Origin of the sequence: Streptomyces sp. WZ-12, from assembly GCF_028898845.1 — a bacterium.
Lineage (GTDB): Bacteria > Actinomycetota > Actinomycetes > Streptomycetales > Streptomycetaceae > Streptomyces.
The window spans coordinates 7,002,707-7,022,458 of sequence record NZ_CP118574.1 but is presented as its reverse complement, the minus strand read 5'-3'; the positions used below and the strand labels follow the sequence as shown (position 1 = coordinate 7,022,458).

General features: G+C 70.3%; 20 protein-coding genes and 1 pseudogene. 2 read left to right on the top strand and 19 right to left on the bottom strand.

Translation table 11 applies throughout. The annotated features are described in order from the left end of the window. Positions 1 to 76: 76 nt before the first annotated feature. The 10 genes from tatC to PV796_RS30405 all read right to left on the bottom strand — a co-directional run bounded on the left by tatC (position 77) and on the right by PV796_RS30405 (position 8,499). Positions 77 to 1,030, bottom strand: a complete 954-nt coding sequence (tatC, locus tag PV796_RS30450) for a twin-arginine translocase subunit TatC (RefSeq protein ID WP_274916728.1) — start codon at positions 1,028 to 1,030, stop codon at positions 77 to 79. Positions 1,031 to 1,093: 63 nt separating this feature from the next. Continuing rightward, positions 1,094 to 1,396: a Sec-independent protein translocase subunit TatA gene (tatA, locus tag PV796_RS30445; RefSeq protein ID WP_274916727.1), complete on the bottom strand. Its 303-nt coding sequence runs from the start codon at positions 1,394 to 1,396 to the stop codon at positions 1,094 to 1,096. Positions 1,397 to 1,609: 213 nt separating this feature from the next. Next, positions 1,610 to 1,819 (bottom strand): hypothetical protein, encoded by a 210-nt coding sequence (locus PV796_RS30440; protein ID WP_274916725.1) that lies wholly within the window; start codon positions 1,817 to 1,819, stop codon positions 1,610 to 1,612. Between the two features lie 26 nt (positions 1,820 to 1,845). Further along, on the bottom strand, positions 1,846 to 2,094 hold the full coding sequence (locus PV796_RS30435; protein WP_274916724.1) for a hypothetical protein: 249 nt from the start codon (positions 2,092 to 2,094) through the stop codon (positions 1,846 to 1,848). Positions 2,095 to 2,165: 71 nt separating this feature from the next. Then, entirely contained in the window at positions 2,166 to 3,116 is a 951-nt protein-coding gene (locus PV796_RS30430; protein WP_274916722.1) for a helix-turn-helix transcriptional regulator, read from the bottom strand. A 14-nt stretch (positions 3,117 to 3,130) separates the two neighbouring features. Beyond that, the gene (locus PV796_RS30425; protein ID WP_274916720.1) at positions 3,131 to 4,138 is read right to left on the bottom strand and encodes a helix-turn-helix transcriptional regulator; all 1,008 of its coding nucleotides are present in this window, start codon (positions 4,136 to 4,138) and stop codon (positions 3,131 to 3,133) included. A gap of 118 nt (positions 4,139 to 4,256) precedes the next feature. Further along, positions 4,257 to 4,631, bottom strand: coding sequence for an FKBP-type peptidyl-prolyl cis-trans isomerase (locus tag PV796_RS30420; protein ID WP_274916719.1), 375 nt, complete (start codon positions 4,629 to 4,631; stop codon positions 4,257 to 4,259). Positions 4,632 to 4,699: 68 nt separating this feature from the next. Next, positions 4,700 to 5,716: an FKBP-type peptidyl-prolyl cis-trans isomerase gene (locus tag PV796_RS30415; RefSeq protein WP_274916718.1), complete on the bottom strand. Its 1,017-nt coding sequence runs from the start codon at positions 5,714 to 5,716 to the stop codon at positions 4,700 to 4,702. 152 nt (positions 5,717 to 5,868) lie between these two features. Beyond that, positions 5,869 to 7,230, bottom strand: a complete 1,362-nt coding sequence (gene pafA / locus PV796_RS30410) for a Pup--protein ligase (RefSeq protein ID WP_274916717.1) — start codon at positions 7,228 to 7,230, stop codon at positions 5,869 to 5,871. 9 nt (positions 7,231 to 7,239) lie between these two features. Further along, the gene (locus PV796_RS30405) at positions 7,240 to 8,499 is read right to left on the bottom strand and encodes an MFS transporter (protein ID WP_274916716.1); all 1,260 of its coding nucleotides are present in this window, start codon (positions 8,497 to 8,499) and stop codon (positions 7,240 to 7,242) included. 126 nt (positions 8,500 to 8,625) lie between these two features. Between PV796_RS30405 and PV796_RS30400 the strand changes: the two genes are divergently transcribed. Next, entirely contained in the window at positions 8,626 to 9,702 is a 1,077-nt protein-coding gene (locus PV796_RS30400; protein ID WP_274916715.1) for a LacI family DNA-binding transcriptional regulator, read from the top strand. Between the two features lie 55 nt (positions 9,703 to 9,757). Here the strand turns inward: PV796_RS30400 and prcA are convergent, their stop codons facing one another. The 6 genes and pseudogenes from prcA to arc form a co-directional block, all read right to left on the bottom strand. Beyond that, a complete protein-coding gene (prcA, locus tag PV796_RS30395; RefSeq protein WP_274916714.1) occupies positions 9,758 to 10,597 on the bottom strand; it encodes a proteasome subunit alpha in 840 nt (279 codons plus the stop codon). Positions 10,598 to 10,668: 71 nt separating this feature from the next. Then, on the bottom strand, positions 10,669 to 11,514 hold the full coding sequence (prcB, locus tag PV796_RS30390; protein ID WP_274916713.1) for a proteasome subunit beta: 846 nt from the start codon (positions 11,512 to 11,514) through the stop codon (positions 10,669 to 10,671). A 96-nt stretch (positions 11,515 to 11,610) separates the two neighbouring features. Next, positions 11,611 to 11,769 (bottom strand): annotated as a pseudogene (locus tag PV796_RS42445) (hypothetical protein); the annotation flags it as partial. A 17-nt stretch (positions 11,770 to 11,786) separates the two neighbouring features. Then, positions 11,787 to 12,005: a ubiquitin-like protein Pup gene (locus PV796_RS30380; protein ID WP_274916712.1), complete on the bottom strand. Its 219-nt coding sequence runs from the start codon at positions 12,003 to 12,005 to the stop codon at positions 11,787 to 11,789. 188 nt (positions 12,006 to 12,193) lie between these two features. Continuing rightward, positions 12,194 to 13,705, bottom strand: coding sequence for a depupylase/deamidase Dop (gene dop, locus PV796_RS30375; protein ID WP_342456934.1), 1,512 nt, complete (start codon positions 13,703 to 13,705; stop codon positions 12,194 to 12,196). Positions 13,706 to 13,979: 274 nt separating this feature from the next. Further along, positions 13,980 to 15,746 carry a proteasome ATPase gene (gene arc, locus PV796_RS30370; protein ID WP_274916711.1) on the bottom strand — a complete coding sequence of 589 codons (1,767 nt, stop codon included), beginning with the start codon at positions 15,744 to 15,746 and terminating at the stop codon, positions 13,980 to 13,982. A gap of 249 nt (positions 15,747 to 15,995) precedes the next feature. Here arc and PV796_RS30365 point away from each other — a divergent pair, with 249 nt between their 5' ends. Continuing rightward, positions 15,996 to 16,286 carry a ferredoxin gene (locus tag PV796_RS30365; RefSeq protein WP_274916709.1) on the top strand — a complete coding sequence of 97 codons (291 nt, stop codon included), beginning with the start codon at positions 15,996 to 15,998 and terminating at the stop codon, positions 16,284 to 16,286. A 93-nt stretch (positions 16,287 to 16,379) separates the two neighbouring features. Here PV796_RS30365 and PV796_RS30360 read toward each other — a convergent pair whose 3' ends face one another. The 3 genes from PV796_RS30360 to PV796_RS30350 form a co-directional block, all read right to left on the bottom strand. Further along, positions 16,380 to 16,967, bottom strand: coding sequence for a hypothetical protein (locus PV796_RS30360; protein WP_274916707.1), 588 nt, complete (start codon positions 16,965 to 16,967; stop codon positions 16,380 to 16,382). A 214-nt stretch (positions 16,968 to 17,181) separates the two neighbouring features. Continuing rightward, positions 17,182 to 18,177 carry a tRNA (adenine-N1)-methyltransferase gene (locus PV796_RS30355; RefSeq protein ID WP_274916706.1) on the bottom strand — a complete coding sequence of 332 codons (996 nt, stop codon included), beginning with the start codon at positions 18,175 to 18,177 and terminating at the stop codon, positions 17,182 to 17,184. A gap of 115 nt (positions 18,178 to 18,292) precedes the next feature. After that, positions 18,293 to 19,594 (bottom strand): site-2 protease family protein, encoded by a 1,302-nt coding sequence (locus tag PV796_RS30350; RefSeq protein WP_274916705.1) that lies wholly within the window; start codon positions 19,592 to 19,594, stop codon positions 18,293 to 18,295. Positions 19,595 to 19,752 lie beyond the last annotated feature (158 nt).

The window sequence follows — 19,752 nt, the reverse complement described above, 5'->3', positions numbered from 1 at the left end:
GGCTCGAAGAGCGCGGGGGCCGCGAATTCCGTTCCGCGGTACGTCACTTCACGTGACGCCCCGGCTGTCCGTCACCTCACGTGACGTCGTCGTAACCGCGCCGCTCGCCGTCGGGACGCTCCCCGCCGGGCTGCCCCGGCAGCATCCGGTGGGACTCGACCGGCTCGATCGCGCCGACCTCGGACGGGGTCAGGTCGAGCTCGGACGCCTCGTCGTCGTCGAGCTCCCGGTCCGGGTTGGACCGCCCGCGCCGGCGGTCGTTGAGCAGGCAGACGCCCACCGCACCGAAGTACAGCGCCACGATCGGGAGGGTCAGCAGCGACATGGTCAGCGGATCGCCACCCGGCGTGGCGACCGCCGCGAAGATCGTGATGCCCAGCACCATGAACCGCCACCAGCTCAGGACGCGCTTGCCGGTGAGCACCCCGCCGAGGTTGAGCAGCACCAGCAACAGCGGCAGTTCGAAGGCGAATCCGAAGACCAGCACCATCCGCGTGACGATGTCGATGAAGTCGTCGGCGGGGAAGAGGTTGGTCCAGTCCTGGGGCGTCAGCCCGACCAGCGCGCCCGCGGTGGTCGGCAGCACCGCGTAGGCGAGGTAGGCGCCGCCGAGGAAGAGCGGTACGCCGGCCGCGACGAAGCTCAGCGCGTACTTCTTCTCGTGCTTGTGCAGGCCCGGCGCGAGGAACCCCCAGAGCTGGTACAGCCACAGCGGGCTGGAGAGCACCAGGCCCACGGTCAGCGACAGCTTGAGCATGATCGTGAACGGTGCGAACAGACCGTTGGCGGTGATCTGCGCACACGGGTGCGGGTGCGCCGAGACCCCGGCGCCGGTCTTGCAACCGACGGCGTCGACGACCGGCCCGGTGACGAAGTGAGCTATCGGCTCGTACTGCCACAGGGCGAGAGCGGTGATCACAAGGATCGCCAGCACCGATTTCAGCAGCCGGTTGCGCAGCTCACGGAGGTGATCCGCGAGAGGCATCCGCCCCTCGGGGTCCTTGTCCTGCTTGCGGGCAGACTTGGGCAACCCACGTCCTCGTCTCGTGCATCAGCCGCACCGACGGGCGTCGGCACGGCCGGATCGGCTCGGTCAGCTCTGGTTGGTGCGGTTCGGCTCGGCCACGGGGCGCGAGCTGGAAACGTCACCGGGCGCAGCCTGAATGGTACGAGGTGCCTGCTGCGCGGCGTCGGCGGGCGCCTGGGAAGCGGCGGTGCCGCCCTCGGCCGCCTTCTCCGCCTCGCCCTCCTTCTTCATCGCCTTGGCCTCGCTCTTGAGGATGCGGGCCGACTTGCCGAGCGAACGCGCCATGTCCGGCAGCTTCTTCGCGCCGAACAGCAGGAAGATCACGGCGATGATCAGCAGAATTTCGGTGGGCCTCAGGTTGGCTAGCATGTGCGACTACCTTCTCGCCGTGGGCGGCGTCTCCTGTGGTGCCTGCCGATGGGGGGTCGGACTGGCGTCCTGGTGGTTGCCTCGATCGTAACGTTCGGTGGTGAACGTCCGGCAATCCCCGTGCATACTCCGGATTGCCCCGACGATCCCGGGCCGCCTGAACCGCCAGCAGCCTACCGCCCGCACGCCCGTGACAGCAGAGGTCGCCGCCGGTCAGGTCCGGCCGCGTCCCACGTCGTGCATCCGGGAGGCGAGCGGCACCGCGGCGCGCTCCAGGTCCTCCGTGGCCCGTTGGATCCGCTCCGTCGCCGTGCCAACCTCCCGGGACAGTCTCCGCACCTGGACGAAGACGCGGACGGCGAGGACGCCGAGGACGGCGATCCCGAGGAAACCGAGGGCGACGGCGAGCATGGGCCAGAGCATGGGGCGAGCCTATCGGGCGGTGCGGATCAGCCGGCGTGCAGCCGCAGCGTGCGCACCCCGCCGCCGGTGAGCAGCTCCACGATCCGTTCCCCGGCCGGCCGGCGCACCGCACGGCCGCAGTCGGGGCAGGTGAAGGAGTAGAAGGTGGTGCGGCGGCTGGCGCCGATGGCCAACCGGAAGGCGTCCGAGGCCAGTTCGAAGCGTCCCCGGCACACCGGGCAGGCCGCCTTGAAGAGCACCGGAGCGGTCATGCCCGCCAGAGTGGTCGTCGCCATCGTGGTCGTCATCCTTCGCTGCCTTCTCCTACGGTCATCGGTGCGCCGACCCGCCCGAGGACGGGCCGGTCTCACTCGCCGTACGCCGCGAGCGCCTGCCGGGCCGCCTCCCGGGCGCTGGCCGCGAGCGCCGGCGGCGACACGATCCGGCCGTCCCCGCCCAGCCGCAGCCCCAGCCGGCGCAGCGAGGCCGGGTCGGGCGTGCGCAGGGTGATCCGCAGCCCCCCGTCGGGCAGTTCCTCGGCGCTGTCGTGCGGGTAGTACTCGGCGACCCACCGGCCGCCGGGCCCGACCTCGATGGCGACCTCGGGGTCCTCGGCCGCCGGCTGCACCAGCCCCTCCGACAGGTCCCGCAGCTCGACCGGCGGCGGGTCGGCGGGCGCGTCCAGCAACCTGATCTCGGCGACCCGGTCGAGCCGGAAGGTGCGCCGGGCCTCGGAGAGCCGGCACCACGCCTCCATGTAGGTGTGGCCGACGGCGAACAGCCGGATCGGGTCCACCTCGCGCTCGGTCAACTCGTCGCGGGCCGGGGAGTAGTAGCGCAGCCACAGTCGGCGCCGCTCGGCGATCGCCCGGTCCACGTCGGCGAAGACCCCGCCCTCCGACTCGAAGGTCACCGCCAGCCGGGAACTGGCCCCGGCCGCCTCGCCGGCCGCCGCCTCCAGCTTCGCGGTGGCCCGCAGCAGCGCCTGCCGATCGCCCTCGCGCAGCCCCGGGAGGGTGGCCACCGCGCGGGCCGCGACCAACAGCGCGGTCGCCTCGTCGGCGGCCAGCCGCAGCGGCTCGGCGACGTCGTCGGGGTTGTGCCACCAGATCCGGTCGCCGTCGGTGTCGATGTCCATCAGGTCGCCGCCGCGGAAGCTCGTCCCGCACATCGGCAGCACGTCGAGGTCGGCGATCAGCTCGTCCTCGGTGATGCCGAAGGCGCGCGCGACGTCCCCGACGCGGGCGCCGGGGCGCTCGCGCAGGTACGTCACCAACGACAGCATCCGGCGGGTCTGGTCGATCGCGTTCGCAGCCATGGTCCCGTCCCCTCTCAGCCCTTGGCCACGGCGCGCAGCCGGTCGATGACCTCGGTGCGCAGCTCCGCCGGCTCCAGTACCACCGCGTCGGGCCCGAACTCCACCAGCCAGGCGTCCAGCCCGTGCCCGTAGGGGATCTCCAACTCGTCCCAGCCGTCGCCCAGTTCGCGAACGGCCAACGCCCGGGCGCGCAGCGGGTAGCCGTGCCCGGCGCGCAGCTTGATCCGCGCGGTGCCGGTCGCGGCCTCGCCCGCCCAGCGCTCGACGGTCTCCCGGACGGTGACGTGGTCGGGCACCGGGGCGGTGAACTTCCCCTGCCGGGAACGGACCTTGCCGGTGATCCGGGAGAGCCGGAAGACCCGCTCGGCGCCGCGGTCGCGGTCCCAGCCGGCGACGTACCAGTGGCCGCGCCAGCACTCCAGGATCCACGGTTCGAGGTGCCGCTGCTCGGGGCGGGCGGCGTTGGACTTGCGGTAGTCGAAGACGACCGGGCGGCGGTCCCGGCAGGCCAGCATCAGCGGTTCGAAGGCCGCCTCGTGGGTGGGGATCCGCGGCTCCAGGGCACTGTGCGGCTGCCCGGCGTCCACGTCGTCGCGCTCCCCGGCCAGCGGCATCCCGGCCGCCCGCAGCTTCTGGAGCGCGCCGCTGGCCGCGCCGGCCAGCCGGGCCTGCTGCCAGACCTTGGCGGCCAGGCCCAGGGCCGCGGACTCCTCGGCGTCGAGGGTGATCGGGGGCAGTCGGTTGCTGTCGCGGCGGGCCAGGTAGCCGACCTCGCCGTCGATGCCGTCGACGGTCTCGATGACCAGCCCCAGCTCGCGCAGGTCGTCCTTGTCCCGCTCGAACATCCGGTTGAAGGAGTCGTCGGACGCGCTCCCCGGCCCGAACGAAGCGCCCCTGCCCGACCCGAAGGTCTCGACGTATGCCTCGATCGAGGACCGCAACTCGTGCTTGGTCAACGGGCGTCGCGTCCCCAACAGGCACAGCGCCAGATTCATCAGCCGCTCGGCCTTGGCAATCGCCATCGACGCCCTCTCTCGTTAGCTCCCAACGGGTGACCGTACCGCCCTGTGTGCGTACCGCAAAAGCCGAGGGCCCGCACCGCCGGGCGGCGCGGACCCTCGGGACGTGCTGCGGGGTCGCTCAGACGGAGACCAGGTCGCAGACGAAGATCAGCGCCTCGTTGGGCGCGATCCGGCCGCCGCCGGCGCCGCGCTCACCGTAGGCGAGGTGCGGCGGGATGGTCAGCCGACGCCGGCCGCCCACCTTCATGCCCTGCACGCCCTTGTCCCAGCCCGGAATGACCTGGCCGACACCGAGCTGGAACTGGAGCGGCTTGCCGCGGTTCCAGCTCGCGTCGAACTCCTCACCGGTGCTGTAGGAGACGCCGACGTAGTGCACGGAGACCATGTCCCCGGCCTTGGCGACCGGCCCGTCGCCCTCCCACAGGTCCACGATCTCCAGGTCGGTGGGAACCGGGCCCTCGGGGAAGTCGATCTCGGGCTTGTCGATGCTCACGAATGTGCTCCTACTTGCGAATCTTTTCGATTACCGGGTCAGTCTCGCAGATCCCGATGGCCGCCGGGTCAGACCGTGCCGACGATGTCGACCACGAAGACCAGGGTGTTCTTCGCCAACTGGTGCTCGGGGCTGGCACCGTAGCCCAGCTTCGGCGGGATCACGATCTCCACCCGGTCCCCGACGTGCTTGCCGACCAGCGCCTTGTCCCAGCCCTGGACGACCTGCCCGGTGCCGATCTGGAAGGCGGTCGCGCCACCGTGGTCCCACGACGAGTCGAACTTCTTCCCGTCCTCCCACTTGACGCCGGTGTACTGGGCGATGAGCCCGTCGCCGGCCTTGACCTCCGGGCCCTTGCCCTTGATCAGCACCTGCTGCTTGAGGTCGGTGGGCGCCTTCTCCCCCTTGGGGACGGTGATCGTGGCGGCCTTGTCGTCCGCGGCCTTCACCTCCGGCATGCCGTCCTCCGGCGCCGCCTGGGTGCCCTCGGCCTTCGCCTTCTTGTCCACCTTCTTCGCGCCGACCACGTCCACCACCCAGACCAGGCCGTCCTCCGGCTTGATCCCGGACTGCGGGTTGAGGCCCTCGCCGATCAGCGCCTTGGCGGTGCCCTCGACCTCGAAACGGCCGCCGACCTTCTGCCCGGCCGCCGCGGTCAGCACCTTCGGCGGCAGCATCTGCTGCGTCATCTGGTCGGTGACCTCGGTGACGACCTGGGTCCGCGCCGCCCCCGGCTTGGCACCCGGCTGCGGCGTCCAGCTACTGCCGAGGTTCTGGCCCTTCATGGTCTGCGCGGAGAAGTCCAGCCGAACCAGGTCCCCCTTGTTGACGGTCGCGCCCTTGCCCTCGATCAGGGTCTTGGTGACGGCCTTGTCGGCCGGCTTGGCGTCCTTGGGCACGGAGATCGTGGGCTTCGCACCGGCCGCGCCCGTCACCTTGACCACCGCGTCGCCGGAGCCGCTGCCGCTGTCGGAACCGCAGGCGGCGGCGAGGAGCAGAACGGGCACGGCCAGCGCGGCAGCGGCGGCGCGACGGGTGTGCGTGGCGAACGGGCGGGGGAAGCGGCCCCCGGAAGAATTCAGCATCTGTCCAACTCGGGCTCGTGGGGAAGATGGGCAATGCCCGCCACTCTACGACCTGTCGCTGTGCCCGCTTCTGCAAACACAGCAGCCGGTCCGCACACGACAATGCGCCGGAAGCATTCCGCTCCCGGCGCACCGCCGTGCATTTGCGACGCTCACATGCCGGCGATCAGCTTCTCCACCCGATCGTCCACGGAACGGAACGGGTCCTTGCACAGCACCGTGCGCTGCGCCTGGTCATTGAGCTTCAGATGCACCCAGTCGACGGTGAAATCGCGGCGCTGCTCCTGGGCCCGACGAATGAAGTCCCCGCGCAGCCGCGCCCGTGTGGTCTGCGGCGGAACCGACTTGCCCTCGAAGATCTTCAAGTCGTTGCAGATCCGCGCCGCTTGGCCCTTCCGCTCCAGGAGGTAGTAAAGGCCCCGGCGGCGGTGGATGTCGTGATACGCGAGGTCTATCTGCGCAACCCGCGGATGGGACATGCTGATGTTGTGCTTCGCGCGGTACCGCTCGATGAGCTGATGCTTCATCACCCAGTCGATCTCGGTGGCGATCCGATCGAGTTCCTGGTCACGGACGGCTTCCAGGGTGCGGCCCCACAACTCCAGGACGCGCTCGACGATTCCGGTGCGGATTCCGCGACGGTCGCAGAAATCCACGGCCTTCTCGTAGTACTCCTGCTGCACTTCGAGCGCGGACGCCTCGCGCCCGCTGGCCAGCCGCACCTTGCGCTGGCCGGTGGTGTCGTGACTGACCTCGCGGATCGCCCGGATCGGGTTCTCCAGCGTCAGATCACGCATGACGGTGCCGGCCTCGATCATCCGCAACACCAGGTCGGTGGCGCCGACCTTGAGCATCATCGTGGTCTCGGACATGTTCGAGTCGCCGACGATGACGTGCAGTCGGCGGTAGCGCTCGGCGTCCGCGTGCGGCTCGTCGCGGGTGTTGATGATCGGCCGGGAGCGGGTGGTCGCCGAGGAGACGCCCTCCCAGATGTGCTCGGCGCGCTGGCTCACGCAGTAGACCGCACCGCGCGGGGTCTGCAGCACCTTGCCGGCCCCGCACAGCAACTGCCGGGTGACCAGGAACGGAATGAGGATGTCCGCGAGCCGGGAGAACTCACCGTGCCGGGCCACCAGATAGTTCTCGTGGCAGCCGTAGGAGTTTCCCGCCGAATCGGTGTTGTTCTTGAAGAGATAGACGTCGCCCGCGATTCCCTCCTCATGCAGGCGGCGTTCCGCGTCGACGAGCAGACCTTCGAGAATGCGCTCGCCGGCCTTGTCGTGGGTGACCAGCTCGGTCACGTTGTCGCACTCGGGAGTTGCGTATTCCGGGTGCGATCCCACATCCAAGTACAGGCGGGCGCCGTTCCGCAGGAAGACATTGCTGCTGCGGCCCCATGACACGACACGGCGGAAGAGGTACCGCGCCACTTCGTCAGGCGACAGTCGGCGCTGTCCCCTGAACGTGCACGTGACGCCGTACTCGTTCTCCAGCCCGAAAATGCGGCGGTCCATGACTGAACATTACGCCTGATGGCCTGCTCTGAAACCGGGTTCGACGGCCCCGTTCCGATCATTTTCCGTCCCGACGGGCGGCTCGGCCGGCGCCACGGGATCGCCCAGGAATCGCTTCATCGACAAAAGAACCACCAACGCGGCCACCCCGCCGGCCCCCGCGACGGCGAATCCCGCGGCCGGACCGCCGTGTTCCAGCGCCGGCCCGGCCGCCGAGGCACCCACCGCCGAACCGACCCCGAACGTGGTCACCAACCACGAGAACGCCTCCGTCACCGTCCCCTTGGGCGCGTGCCGGTCCACCACCACGAACGCGCAGGCCAACGACGGCGCCAGGAACACCCCGGCGACCCCGGTCAACGCCGTCATCCCCACAACACCCGGCACCAGGAAGAGCGGTAGGTACCCGAGCGCCAACAGCGCGACGAGCAGCCGCAGCCGCGCCTCCGGCCGCCCCGGCCACTGCCGGGCGCCGTAGACCAGCCCCCCGGCCAGCGCGCCCACCCCCAACGCGGAGAGCAGATAGCTGGAGACCATCCCGCCGCCGTGCCGGTCGGCGTAGGCCACCGCGGCCACCGCGATCGACCCCAGCGCCAGCCCGACGAAGAAGAACGCACCGACCAACACCAGCATCCCCGGCGAGCGGAGGGCGCCCAGCCAGTGCGCCTCCCGGGCCGCGCTGCGCCACTCCCGGGACGGCGCGGAGACCACGACGGAGAGCGCACCCAGCACCCCGATCGCGTTGATCACCAGCAGCGCGGCCGCCGCCGACCAGGCCGCCACGCAGAGCGTGACCAGCAACGGCCCCACCGCGAACATGACTTCCTGCGCCACCGCGTCCAGCGCGTACGCCGAGTGCACCCGGTCCGGCCGCTTGAGCACGTTGGGCCACAGGGCCCGCAGCCCGCCCTCCAGGGGCGGGGTGCACACCCCGGCGATCACCATGGCGAGCACGGCGGGCCAGTGTGGCGCGACCCCCACGACGGTCAGCAGCGCCATGCCGAACGCGGAGCACGCCGCCGCGGGCAGCATCACCCTCGGCTGCCCGTACACGTCGACGGCCCGGCCGAGCAGCGGCTGGCCGATGGCGGTGCAGACGCCGTAGACGGCGGACAGCGCGCCGGCGAGCGCGTAACTGCCGCCCTGGTCCCGGACGTAGAGGACCACCGCCAGCCCGGCGGTGGCGTTCGGCAGCCTGCCGACCAGGGTCCCGGCCAGCAGCCGGGCGGCATATCGGGTCCTGAGCAATTCCGCATATCCCGCGGCCACGCTTGCCCCTCTCCGCCCGGTCCGAATGCCGGGACGTGTTACGTATAACGTGCGGGGTCATACGTACCATGGCGGCAGTGAGCGGGTCCACCCCCGCAGCGCCGGCCCCAAGGAGTGACACACCCGGTGACCAGCAACGAGGCCACCGCGCCCGCCAGCCACCGGGCCGGCGCCCGGGCCACCAGCCGCGACGTCGCCCGGGCCGCCGGCGTCTCGCAGGCCGCGGTCTCCCTGGTCCTCGGCGACAAGTGGCGCGGCCGGGTCTCCGCCGGCAAGGCCGAGGCGGTCCGGGCGGCCGCCCGCGACCTGGGCTACCGCCCCAACCTCGCCGCCCGCAGCCTGCGCACCGGCCGCACCCGCACCGCGCTGCTCGTCGTCCCCGCACTGACCACCGAGTTCTTCGCCCGGGTCTTCACCGGCGCCGCCCGGGTCGCCGCCGACCACGACTTCGGCGTGGTCCTCTACCCGTCCCCCGAAGGCACCGGCCCGGCGCGCGACCCCTTCGACTCCGCCTCCGCCGCGCTGGACGGCGTCATCGCCTCCTCGATGGCGGCCGACGCCCTCGCCGCGCTGCGCACCGCCGGGCTGCCGCTGGTGATGCTCGACAGCGACCCCGACGACCGGGCCGCCTCCGCCGTCGTCAACCTCGACATCGCCGACGGCGTACGGCAGTTGGCCACCCACCTCACGGGCCTGGGCCACCGCCGGATCACCCATCTCGCGGCCGACGTGGACTCCTGGACCTTCGCCGTCCGCGCCCGGGCACTGGCCGACGCCCTGGCCGGCGTCCCCGACGCGGCGCTGCGCCGGCAGCCCGCCGCGCTCAACGTCGACGCCGGCCTGCGCGCCGCGCACGCCGCGCTCACCGCCTCCGGCCCGCGCCCCACCGCGCTGTTGTGCGACGACGACATCATCGCCGCCGGCGCCTGCAAGGCGGTGCGCCGCCTCGGGCTGCGGATCCCCGAGGACATCTCGGTCACCGGCTTCGACGACCTGGCCCTCGCGCTCGCGGTGGAACCGGAGTTGACGACGGTCCGGCTCCCGGCCGAGGAGTTCGGTGAGGCCGGCATGCGGGCCCTGCTGGCCGCCCTCGACGGCACCCCGGCCGACGCCGCCACTCTGCCCGTCACCCTCGTCCCGCGCGGCTCCACGGCGCCGCCGCCGGACGGTGCGCACAACGCCGCGCGCCCCGGCGGGAGTTGACCCACGGGGCGCGCGGCCCGCACGGACGACCGGCGGTACGGCCGGCCGCGAACGGTTACTCCTCCGCGGCGCCGGACTCCTCCGCGCCGTCGGCGTCCTTCTTCCCGGCGTCCTTGCCGCTGCCGCCGGACCCGGCGGCGTCCGAGGACTCCCCCGCGCCCTCCCCGGACCCGTCCTTCTCCTTCTCCGCGGCGGCGTGCTCGTCCAGCAGCCGGGAGAGTTGGCGCCCCAGGATGCGCTTGAACTTCCGCTTCTGCGGGCGGGTGCGGTCCAGCACCGCGACCTCAAGGTGCTCGGCGGTCAGCGTCCGCTCGCCGCCGTTGGTGTCCCGGGAGAGCGACTCGACCGCCAGCCGCAGCGCCTCCGCCAGGGTCATCCCGTCGCGGTGCCGCTGGTCGAGATAGCTGCTGATCTGGTCGGAGTTGCCGCCCACCGCGACCGAGCCGTGCTCGTCGACGATCGAGCCGTCGTGCGGCAGCCGGTAAATCTGGTCGTCCTCCGGGGCGTTGCCCACCTCGGCGACGATCAGCTCGACCTCGTAGGGCTTCTCGGCCGCGCTGGAGAAGATCGTGCCGAGCGTCTGGGCGTAGACGTTGGCCAGCCCGCGGGCGGTCACGTCCTCCCGGTCGTAGGTGTAACCGCGCAGGTCGGCGTAGCGGACGCCGCCGATCCGCAGGTTCTCGAACTCGTTGTACTTGCCGACCGCCGCGAAGGCGATCCGGTCATAGATCTCGCTGACCTTGTGCAGGGCCCGGGAGGGATTCTCCGCGACGAAGAGCACGCCGTCGGTGTACTGCAGCACCACGACGCTGCGGCCGCGCGCGATGCCCTTGCGGGCGTACTCGGCGCGGTCGGCCATGGCCTGCTGGGGTGAGACATAGAACGGCGTCGACACCGGCTATCCGTCCCTTCCTGTCAAAAGCTTATCCGCTGTCTGGGGGCGCACCGCTACAACCATCCGTCCCGTCAGAGCAGCGCGGCGCGCGGGCCGTCGGGCTGGTCAAGACGGCGTTCGTGCACGGCGCGGGCGATCTCCGAAACCTCGGCCTCGGTCAGCTTCTTGAAGCCCTCTTCGGTGATCACCGTGACGATGGGGTAGATCCGCCGTGCCATGTCAGGACCGCCGGTCGCCGAGTCGTCGTCGGCGGCGTCGTAGAGCGCCTGGACGACGGCGGTGGCGGCCTGATGCTCCGTGAAGTCCTCCCGGAAGAGCTTCTTCAGCGCGCTGCGCGCGAAGACCGAGCCGGAGCCGGTGGCCGAGAAGCCGTGCTCCTCCGAGCGCCCGCCGGTGACGTCGTACGAGAAGATCCGGCCCTTCTCGCGGTCGAGGTCGTAACCGGCGAAGAGCGGCACCACGGCGAGGCCCTGCATGGCCATCCCGAGGTTGCTGCGGATCATCGTCGAGAGCCGGTTCGCCTTGCCCTCCAGGGAGAGTTGGGCCCCCTCGACCTTCTCGAAGTGCTCCAGCTCCAGTTGGAACAGCTTGACCATCTCCACCGCGAGACCGGCCGTGCCCGCGATGCCGACCGCCGAGTACTCGTCGGCCGGGAAGACCTTCTCGATGTCGCGCTGCGCGATGACATTGCCCATCGTGGCCCGCCGGTCGCCGGCGAGCACCACACCGCCGGGGAACGAGACCGCCACGATGGTCGTTCCGTGCGGGGCCTCGAAGGCCCCCTGCACGGGCGGCACCGAGCGGTTGCCCGGCAACAGCCCTGGTGCGTGCTGCCCGAGGAAGTCCACGAACGACGAGGATCCAGGCGTCAGGAAGGCAGCCGGCAGACGCCCGGTGCTTGGAGTGTTGGCTTCCACACGTTTCCTTCCGGATTCTCGGCCGCCCGCCCGAGGTACGTCCGGCCGATCCTTGAATTGACCCAAGGCTGCGTTGCAGCCGAAGCAGAGTACGTCTCGGACCCTACCCGCCTTGGCGCCGTGATCCACATGTCGGGATCCGGTATCCGGCGGGCCGGGCGGCACCCGCCCGAAGCCACGCTCGCCGGCCGGGCACCGGGCGCGGGAATTCTCTTCGCACCGCGCACAGTGCGCCGACCGGCGAGCGTCAGAGATAAGCGCCCGATTTGCGCTTACTGTCCGCCTTTTTGGACAAATGACCGCACGAAATCCTCGGCATTTTCCTCAAGGACATCGTCAATCTCGTCCAGAACGGAATCGACGTCGTCGGACAATTTCTCCTGACGCTCCTTGAGATCCCCCGAGACCTCTGCGTCCTGGGCCTGCTCCTCGACCTCTTCGGTGGACCGGGTGGCCCGCTGCTGTCCGCCGCCGGTGTCCTTGGTCGCCATATCCCTCACCCCGCTCGGTTTGCCCCGCTCGATGTGACCTTCAAGATCCGACCCTACAAGCAGGGTCCGACATCGGCCCTGCACTTCCTGCAACGCCCGGGAGTCACCTCGATGATTCCCGCACCGCGCCCCTTTCAGCCGTCGAACGGCCGTGGATCATGGCGGATTTGCCATGCACCTGCCCCGCCTCAGCGCCCGGACAACGTCCTGACCAGCTCCTCTGCCGTACGGCAACGATCCAGTAGCTCCTTGACGTGCTTACGGGTCCCGCGCAGCGGCTCCAGCGTGGGCACCCGCTGCAGGGAGTCCCGACCGGGCAGGTCGAAGATGACCGAATCCCACGAGGCCGCGGCCACATCGTCCGCGTACTGCTCCAGGCAACGCCCCCGGAAATAGGCCCTGGTGTCCTCCGGAGGCTTCAGCTCGGCCCGCTCCACCGCCGGCTCGTCCAACAGCCGCTGGATCCGGCCGCGGGCCGCCAGACGGTTGTACAGGCCCTTCTCGGCGCGCACGTCGGCGTACTGGAGGTCGATGAGGTGCAGCCGGGCGGCGTCCCAGTCCAGGCCGTCACGGCGGCGGTAGCCCTCCATGAGCTCCCGTTTGGCGACCCAGTCCAGCTCCCCGGCCAGGCTCATCGGGTCGTTCTCCAGCCGCCCCAGCACGTCCTCCCACCGGGAGAGCACGTCCCTGGTCTGCTCGTCCGCGTCCGCGCCGTAGCGGTCCTCGACGTACTTGCGGGCCAGCTCGAAGTACTCCATCTGGAGTTGCACCGCGGTCAGCGTGCGGCCGCTGCGGAGCGTGACCAGATGGCTCAGCGACGGGTCGTGCGAGACCTGGTGCAGGGCGCGGACCGGCTGGTCGACGGCGAGATCGACGGCGATGAAGCCGTCCTCGATCATGGACAGCACCAGCGCGGTGGTGCCCAGCTTCAGGTACGTGGAGATCTCGGAGAGGTTGGCGTCGCCGATGATCACGTGCAGCCGGCGGTACTTCTCCGCGTCCGCGTGCGGCTCGTCGCGGGTGTTGATGATGGGCCGCTTGAGGGTCGTCTCCAGGCCCACCTCCACCTCGAAGTAGTCGGCGCGCTGGCTGATCTGGAAGCCGTGCTCGTGCCCGTCCTGGCCGATGCCGACCCGTCCGGCGCCGGTGACCACCTGCCGGGAGACGAAGAACGGCGTCAGGTGCCGCACGATGTCCGAAAACGGGGTCTCCCGTTTCATCAGGTAGTTCTCGTGCGTCCCGTAGGAGGCGCCCTTGTTGTCGGTGTTGTTCTTGTAGAGGTGGATGGGCTGGGCACCGGGTACCTGGGACGCCCGCTCGGCGGCCTCGGCCATGATCCGCTCGCCGGCCTTGTCCCAGAGCACCGCGTCCCGCGGGTTGGTGACCTCGGGGGCGCTGTACTCGGGGTGGGCGTGGTCGACGTAGAGCCTGGCCCCGTTGGTGAGGATGACGTTGGCCAGGCCGATGTCCTCGTCCGTGAGCTGGCTGGCGTCGGCGGCCTCGCGGGCGAGGTCGAAGCCGCGGGCGTCCCGCAGCGGGTTCTCCTCCTCGAAGTCCCAGCGAGCACGTCGTGCCCGGTGCATCGCGGCCGCGTAGGCGTTGACGACCTGGGACGAGGTGAGCATGGCATTGGCGTTCGGGTGGCCGGGGACGGAGATCCCGTACTCCGTCTCGATTCCCATTACTCGCCGTACGGTCATGCGGCCCTCCTTGCCCGGCGGCGCCCCCGGATGGGGCAGGCGCTCAAAAACCGCTGCGCTTCCGGTCCGTGTACGTTCCCCGCGTCCGCACAGCGAGACGCAGCGGTACCGAAGAGCCTAGAACGCCTTTGCGGCGCTGGGGAGATCATTACAGTCATTGCTCCAGTCCGGTTTTCCCTGATCCGTCGCTGGCTCACCCGGGCGGTGGGCACGCCCCGGAAAAGCGTCCGGCTGCGGACGCCCCGTGCAGGACATCCGCAGCCGGAGAGCGGCGTTACAGGTATTGGCCGGTATTCGCCACCGTGTCGATGGAGCGGCCGGTGTCCGCGCCCTGCTTTCCGGTGACCAGGGTGCGGATGTAGACGATCCGCTCGCCCTTCTTTCCGGAGATACGGGCCCAGTCGTCCGGGTTGGTGGTGTTGGGCAGGTCCTCGTTCTCCTTGAACTCATCCACGCATGCCTGGAGGAGGTGGGAGACCCGCAGACCTTTCTGGTTGTGCTCAAGGAAAGCCTTGATGGCCATCTTCTTGGCACGTCCCACGATGTTCTCGATCATCGCGCCGGAGTTGAAGTCCTTGAAGTAGAGGACTTCCTTGTCACCATTGGCATAGGTGACCTCCAGGAAGCGATTTTCCTCGGATTCCGCGTACATCTGCTCGACGACCGACTGGATCATTCCGCTGACCGCCGCCTTGCGGGAATTCCCGTGTTCGGCGAGATCGTCGGAGTGCAGCGGAAGCCTTTCGGTCAGGTACTTCGAGAAGATGTCCTTGGCCGCCTCGGCGTCCGGACGCTCGATCTTGATCTTCACGTCGAGCCGGCCGGGGCGCAGGATCGCGGGGTCGATCATGTCCTCGCGGTTCGAGGCACCGATGACGATCACGTTTTCCAGGCCCTCGACGCCGTCGATCTCGGAGAGCAGCTGCGGGACGATGGTGTTCTCCACGTCCGAGCTGACGCCGGATCCGCGGGTGCGGAAGAGCGAGTCCATCTCGTCGAAGAAGACGATGACGGGCGTGCCCTCGCTCGCCTTCTCCCTGGCGCGTTGGAAGACCAGCCGGATGTGCCGCTCCGTCTCGCCGACGTACTTGTTGAGCAGCTCCGGGCCCTTGATGTTCAGGAAGAAGCTCTTCCCCGCGGGCTGCCCGGTCACCTCGGCGACCTTCTTGGCAAGGGAGTTGGCGACCGCCTTGGCGATGAGGGTCTTGCCGCAGCCGGGCGGGCCGTAGAGCAAGACGCCCTTGGGCGGGCGGAGTTCGTGCTCCTTGAAGAGGTCGGGGTAGAGGTAGGGGAGCTCGACCGCATCCCGGATCTGCTCGATCTGACCGCTCAGACCGCCGATCTTGGTGTAGTCGATGTCCGGGACCTCTTCGAGGACCAGTTCCTCGACCTCGCTCTTGGGGATGACCTCGTAGACGTACCCGGAACGGGAGTCGAGCAGCAGGGCGTCGCCGGGGCGGATGGTGATGTCCAGCAGCGGCTCAGCGAGCCGCACCACCCGCTCCTCGTCGGTGTGCCCGATCACCAGCGCGCGCTCGCCGTCCTCAAGGATCTCCTTGAGCGTGACGATGTCGCCGGCGGACTCGAACTCCATCGCCGCGACCACGTTGAGTGCTTCGTTGAGCATCACCTCTTGGCCGCGCCGGAGGTCTTCGGCCTCGACGCTGGGGCTGACGTTCACCCGGAGCTTGCGGCCCCCGGTGAAGATGTCGACGGTGTCGTCGTCGTTCGCCTGCAGGAAGACGCCGAATCCTGCCGGCGGCTGCGCGAGTCGGTCGACCTCTTCCTTGAGGGCGACGATCTGGTCGCGGGCCTCGCGGAGCGTATTGGCGAGGCGTTCGTTCTGGGCGGAAACGCCGGCCAGGTTGGTCTGCAACTCGACGATCCGCTCTTCGAGAATCCTCGTGTGCCGCGGAGAGTCGGCGAGCTTGCGTCGCAGGACGGCGATCTCCTGCTCAAGATAGGCAACCTGACCGGCTGGATCTTCAGACCCGCGCCCGGGCCGGATGCCGCGGTTGATGTCGTCGTCGTGGGCTGCCACGGTCCTCACCTCCTCCAAGGAGCTGGACGCTTCCAGACCCTACCTGGGCCGGTGCAGGTTGAAACCCCTAGATCGAAAAGACTGTCGGGGTGTGTCCGATCTTCACCCTTGCGCACGTCCTCACGCCAGGGGAATACCCACCCAACAACATCGGAAAGCGAGCGGTTGTATCGTCGAGACGGTCAACACCCGTCAGGGCTGGCGCCACTTAGACAAAAACGGTTCACGTAAGCAGGAACGGCAGGCGAGATGACCGCGCAGGACGAAGCACCGGAGCTCGAAGTCTGGATCGACCAGGATCTGTGCACCGGGGACGGGATCTGCGCGCAATACGCGCCCGAGGTCTTCGAGCTCGACATCGACGGCCTGGCCTATGTGAAGAGCCCCGCCGACGAGCTGTTGCAGGAGCAGGGCGCCACAACGCCCGTGCCGCTGCCGCTCCTCAACGACGTGCGGGACTCGGCCAACGAGTGCCCCGGCGACTGCATTCACGTGCGCCGGGTCTCGGACGGCGTCGAGGTCTACGGACCGGATGCCTGAGCAACAGGGTTGCTGACAGGGCGTAGACGCTTCGCGGACGCGGCGTAGGCGGGGCGTAGACGAGCCCCGGACGCACACACGTCGCGCGACGGATCAGGCACCCTCGGTCGCCGTAGTGGCGGGGAGTTCGCGCTGGACGAACTTCCCGCCCTGCCATTGCCACTTGAGGGTCTTGTGCACGTCCGGGAGGTAGCGCGGGACGTCGGGCGAGGAGTAGCCCTGGACGGTCGCGGAGACCACCCGCCCCTGGAGGTCGAGGCCCTGGACGGAGAGTCGTTGGGCGGGCGCCAGGAGCGTCGCCACGATACGGGGCGCGGCCGTGGAACCGGAGGGCTGCGCAAGGACGTAGACGCCGCTGGGCGGGGTGCCGGCCTCGCTGTGACAACGGACCACGGCGACGGTCTGGGTGCCGCCAGCGCCGTCGAGGTCACCGGACACCTTCTCCACCACGTCCACGCGGTTGGGGCCGCAGTTGACCGGGAACGCCACCCGGCTCGGGTCGGGCGCCGCGGCCACCGGGGCGGACTTGGCGGTGGAGTTGCCGACGGCGGTGGCGCTCGCGCCGACGGGCTGGAACAGGGACGAGACCGCGATCACCGCCGAGATGGCGGTGGCGGTGGCGAGCCAGTGCATGGGGTGGGGCTGGGTGTGCAACAGGTCCTGGCCTGCCAAGGGCTGCACGTGCGGTAACTCCTGTGAGGTGCTGTGGCGGTGGGAGTGCCCAGCATCGTTCCACAGGCGGGGGCGGCAAGGAACCGGCGGGGCGGAGTTCACGCACTTTCCGCACGCGTCCTTTGCACCGGTCCACGAGGAGAACGAAACGGCGCCGCCGACGGTTCCCGCGCGGGGGAACTCGTCGGCGGCGCCGGTCGGTTCGGGTGGTTGGGCCCTGGCGTCAGTCGCGCTCGGGCGCACCGTCGGTGAGGTCGGTGGCGACATCCGCGGTGGCGGTGCCGTCGGGCTTGTCGGTGGCGGCCTTTTCCCGCCCACCCGGCGCGGCCTTTTCCCGCCCACCCGGCCCGGTGTAGTCCTCCCCGTAGGCGCCCTTGGCCGGTCGGCGGCGGCGCAGCGGGGGCTCCACGCCGTCGGCGAGCCGACGGGCGGTGAGCAGGAAGCCGGTGTGGCCGATCATGCGGTGGTCGGGGCGGACGGCGAGGCCCTCCACGTGCCAGGTGCGGACCATGGTCTCCCAGGCCGACGGCTCGTTGAAGGTGCCGTGTTCGCGGATCGCCTCGACGGTGCGGGCCAACTGCGTGGTGGTGGCCACGTAGGCGCACAGGATGCCGCCGGGCACCAGGGCCTTGGAGACGGCCTCCAGGCACTCCCAGGGGGCGAGCATGTCCAGGATGACGCGGTCGACGTCGGTGTCGGACAGGTTGTCCTGGAGGTCGCCGACGGTGAGCGTCCAGGCGGGGTGCGGTTCGCCGAAGTAACGCTCGACGTTCTGGGTGGCGATCTCCGCGAAGTCGGCGCGGCGCTCGTAGGAGTGCAGCATGCCGTGGTCGCCGATGGCGCGCAGCAGGAAGCTGCTCAGCGAGCCGGACCCCACCCCCGCCTCCACGACGCGGGCCCCGGGGAAGATGTCGGCCATCGCCAGGATCTGCCCCGCGTCCTTGGGGTAGACCACGGCGGCACCGCGGGGCATGGACAGGACGTAGTCGGGGAGCAGGGGACGCAGCGCGAGATAGGCGACGTTTCCGGTGGTACGGACAACACTGCCCTCGGGCGCGCCGATCAGCTCGTCGTGGGGGAAGGCTCCCTTGTGGGTGTGGAAGCTCTTGCCCTCTTCGAGCGTGAACGTGTAGTGGCGTCCCTTGGGGTCGGTGAGCTGGACCTGGTCCCCGACCTTGAAGGGCCCGCGACGGCGGGCGGCACCGGTCGGTTCGGACATGTGACCAGCCTACCGGCCGTTGGCCGTCCTCCGTACCAGGGACGGTGGGGAGGGGCGCCCGCTACGGGGGCCGGGGGCCTGCACCGACGGGCTCGGCCCCGGCCGTGGCGGCTCTTCAGGAAGGCCGCGCCATGGCGGCCACGAAGGCGCGTTCCACGTCGGCGGCGGAGAGGACGCCGTAGATCGCGCCGGTCTGCTCGATGACGAGGTACTCGGTGGCGGGGGTGGCGCGGAGGTGGTCCAGGAGGTCCTCGCCGGCGAGTTCGGCGCCGACCCGCATGCCGTCCTTGAGGTCCTGGGCCAGGCTGCCGACGGCGACCCAGGGGCGACGGTGCTCGGGGACGCCGACGATGGCGGCCTCGCGGACCAGGGCGGTGGGGAAGCCCTGGCGGTCGACGACGACCAGGGCGCGGGCGCCGGCGTCGTTGGCTCGGCGCAGCGCCTCGGAGAGCGGGGTGTCGGTCTCGATCGGGATGGCGCGCCGGGTGAGCGTACGGGCGGTGAGGTCGGGGAGGCGTTCGCGCAGCCGGGCCATGCGGAGGCTGTTGCCGGCGCCGGTCCAGATGATGGCGGCGAGGATGGCGGCGAGCAGCGCGTCGGTGAGCGAGTCGGCGCCGCCGATCTCCTCGGGGGCCCGGCCGAGGGCGCCGGTGTGGGTGAGCAGCGGCAGCCCGATGAGGACGGTGACGGCGAGCGCGCGGCCGACCCAGGCGGCGGCGACGGTGCCGCTCATCGGCCTGCCGGTGATCTTCCAGACGACGGCGCGCAGCATCCGGCCGCCGTCCAGGGGCAGGCCGGGCAGCAGGTTGAAGACCGCGACGATGAGGTTGGAGATCATCAGGCCGGCGAGCAGCACGCCCGGGACGGTGTCCGGTGCGACCAGGCGCATGCCCACGTAGAAGACGCCGGCGAGGACGAGGGAGAGGAGCGGGCCGACGAAGGCCAGCACGAACTCCCGGCCTGGGGTCTCGGATTCCTTCTCTATCTCGGAGACGCCGCCGAAGAACTGGAGCTGGATCCGGCGGACGGGCAGCTTGAAGCGGAGGGCCGCGACGGTGTGGGCGAGTTCGTGGACGAGCACGGAGGCGTAGAAGGCGACCGCGAAGAAGAGTGAGACCAGGTAGCGGGCGGCGCCCAACTCCGGGAGGACCCGGTCCAACTGGCCGCCGAACACCCAGGTGATGAGGGCGGCGACCAGGAACCAGCTGGGCGCCACGTAGACCGGCACGCCGAAGGGCCGCCCCATGAGGATGCCGCCGCCGGGGGCCTTGGGGGTGGCGCTCTCCCGGTCGGTGCCCCGCGCCGGACCCGGTGGGCGCGACGGCGCCTGGGAGCCCTCGGGCGCGCTCTCAGGCGGCTGGGGCGGCCGGTCCTGCCCGGACTCCTGGGGGTCCTGCGGCTTCCCGCTCTCGTCCACGGCGTCCCCTCGTTGAAATACGGCTTCCACACCTGCACTGCACTGCCTGACAACTCGATCATGCAGGGCAAAGGTGCTCGACGTCGATGGTATGCGGAGCTTCCGGCCGTGATCCGTTGCGGGGCGCGAGCGGCGGTGGTGACCTCACCGTTTGTGAT

What these genes read in the sequence shown, in the direction of transcription:
- tatA (WP_274916727.1), bottom strand. Translation starts at nt 1,396, where the DNA reads ATGCTAGCCAACCTGAGGCCCACCGAAATTCTGCTGATCATCGCCGTG.
- PV796_RS30440 (WP_274916725.1), bottom strand. Translation starts at nt 1,819, where the DNA reads ATGCTCTGGCCCATGCTCGCCGTCGCCCTCGGTTTCCTCGGGATCGCC.
- PV796_RS30435 (WP_274916724.1), bottom strand. Translation starts at nt 2,094, where the DNA reads ATGGCGACGACCACTCTGGCGGGCATGACCGCTCCGGTGCTCTTCAAG.
- PV796_RS30430 (WP_274916722.1), bottom strand. Translation starts at nt 3,116, where the DNA reads ATGGCTGCGAACGCGATCGACCAGACCCGCCGGATGCTGTCGTTGGTG.
- PV796_RS30425 (WP_274916720.1), bottom strand. Translation starts at nt 4,138, where the DNA reads ATGGCGATTGCCAAGGCCGAGCGGCTGATGAATCTGGCGCTGTGCCTG.
- PV796_RS30415 (WP_274916718.1), bottom strand. Translation starts at nt 5,716, where the DNA reads ATGCTGAATTCTTCCGGGGGCCGCTTCCCCCGCCCGTTCGCCACGCAC.
- pafA (WP_274916717.1), bottom strand. Translation starts at nt 7,230, where the DNA reads ATGGACCGCCGCATTTTCGGGCTGGAGAACGAGTACGGCGTCACGTGC.
- PV796_RS30380 (WP_274916712.1), bottom strand. Translation starts at nt 12,005, where the DNA reads ATGGCGACCAAGGACACCGGCGGCGGACAGCAGCGGGCCACCCGGTCC.
- dop (WP_342456934.1), bottom strand. Translation starts at nt 13,705, where the DNA reads ATGACCGTACGGCGAGTAATGGGAATCGAGACGGAGTACGGGATCTCC.
- PV796_RS30365 (WP_274916709.1), top strand. Translation starts at nt 15,996, where the DNA reads ATGACCGCGCAGGACGAAGCACCGGAGCTCGAAGTCTGGATCGACCAG.
- PV796_RS30355 (WP_274916706.1), bottom strand. Translation starts at nt 18,177, where the DNA reads ATGTCCGAACCGACCGGTGCCGCCCGCCGTCGCGGGCCCTTCAAGGTC.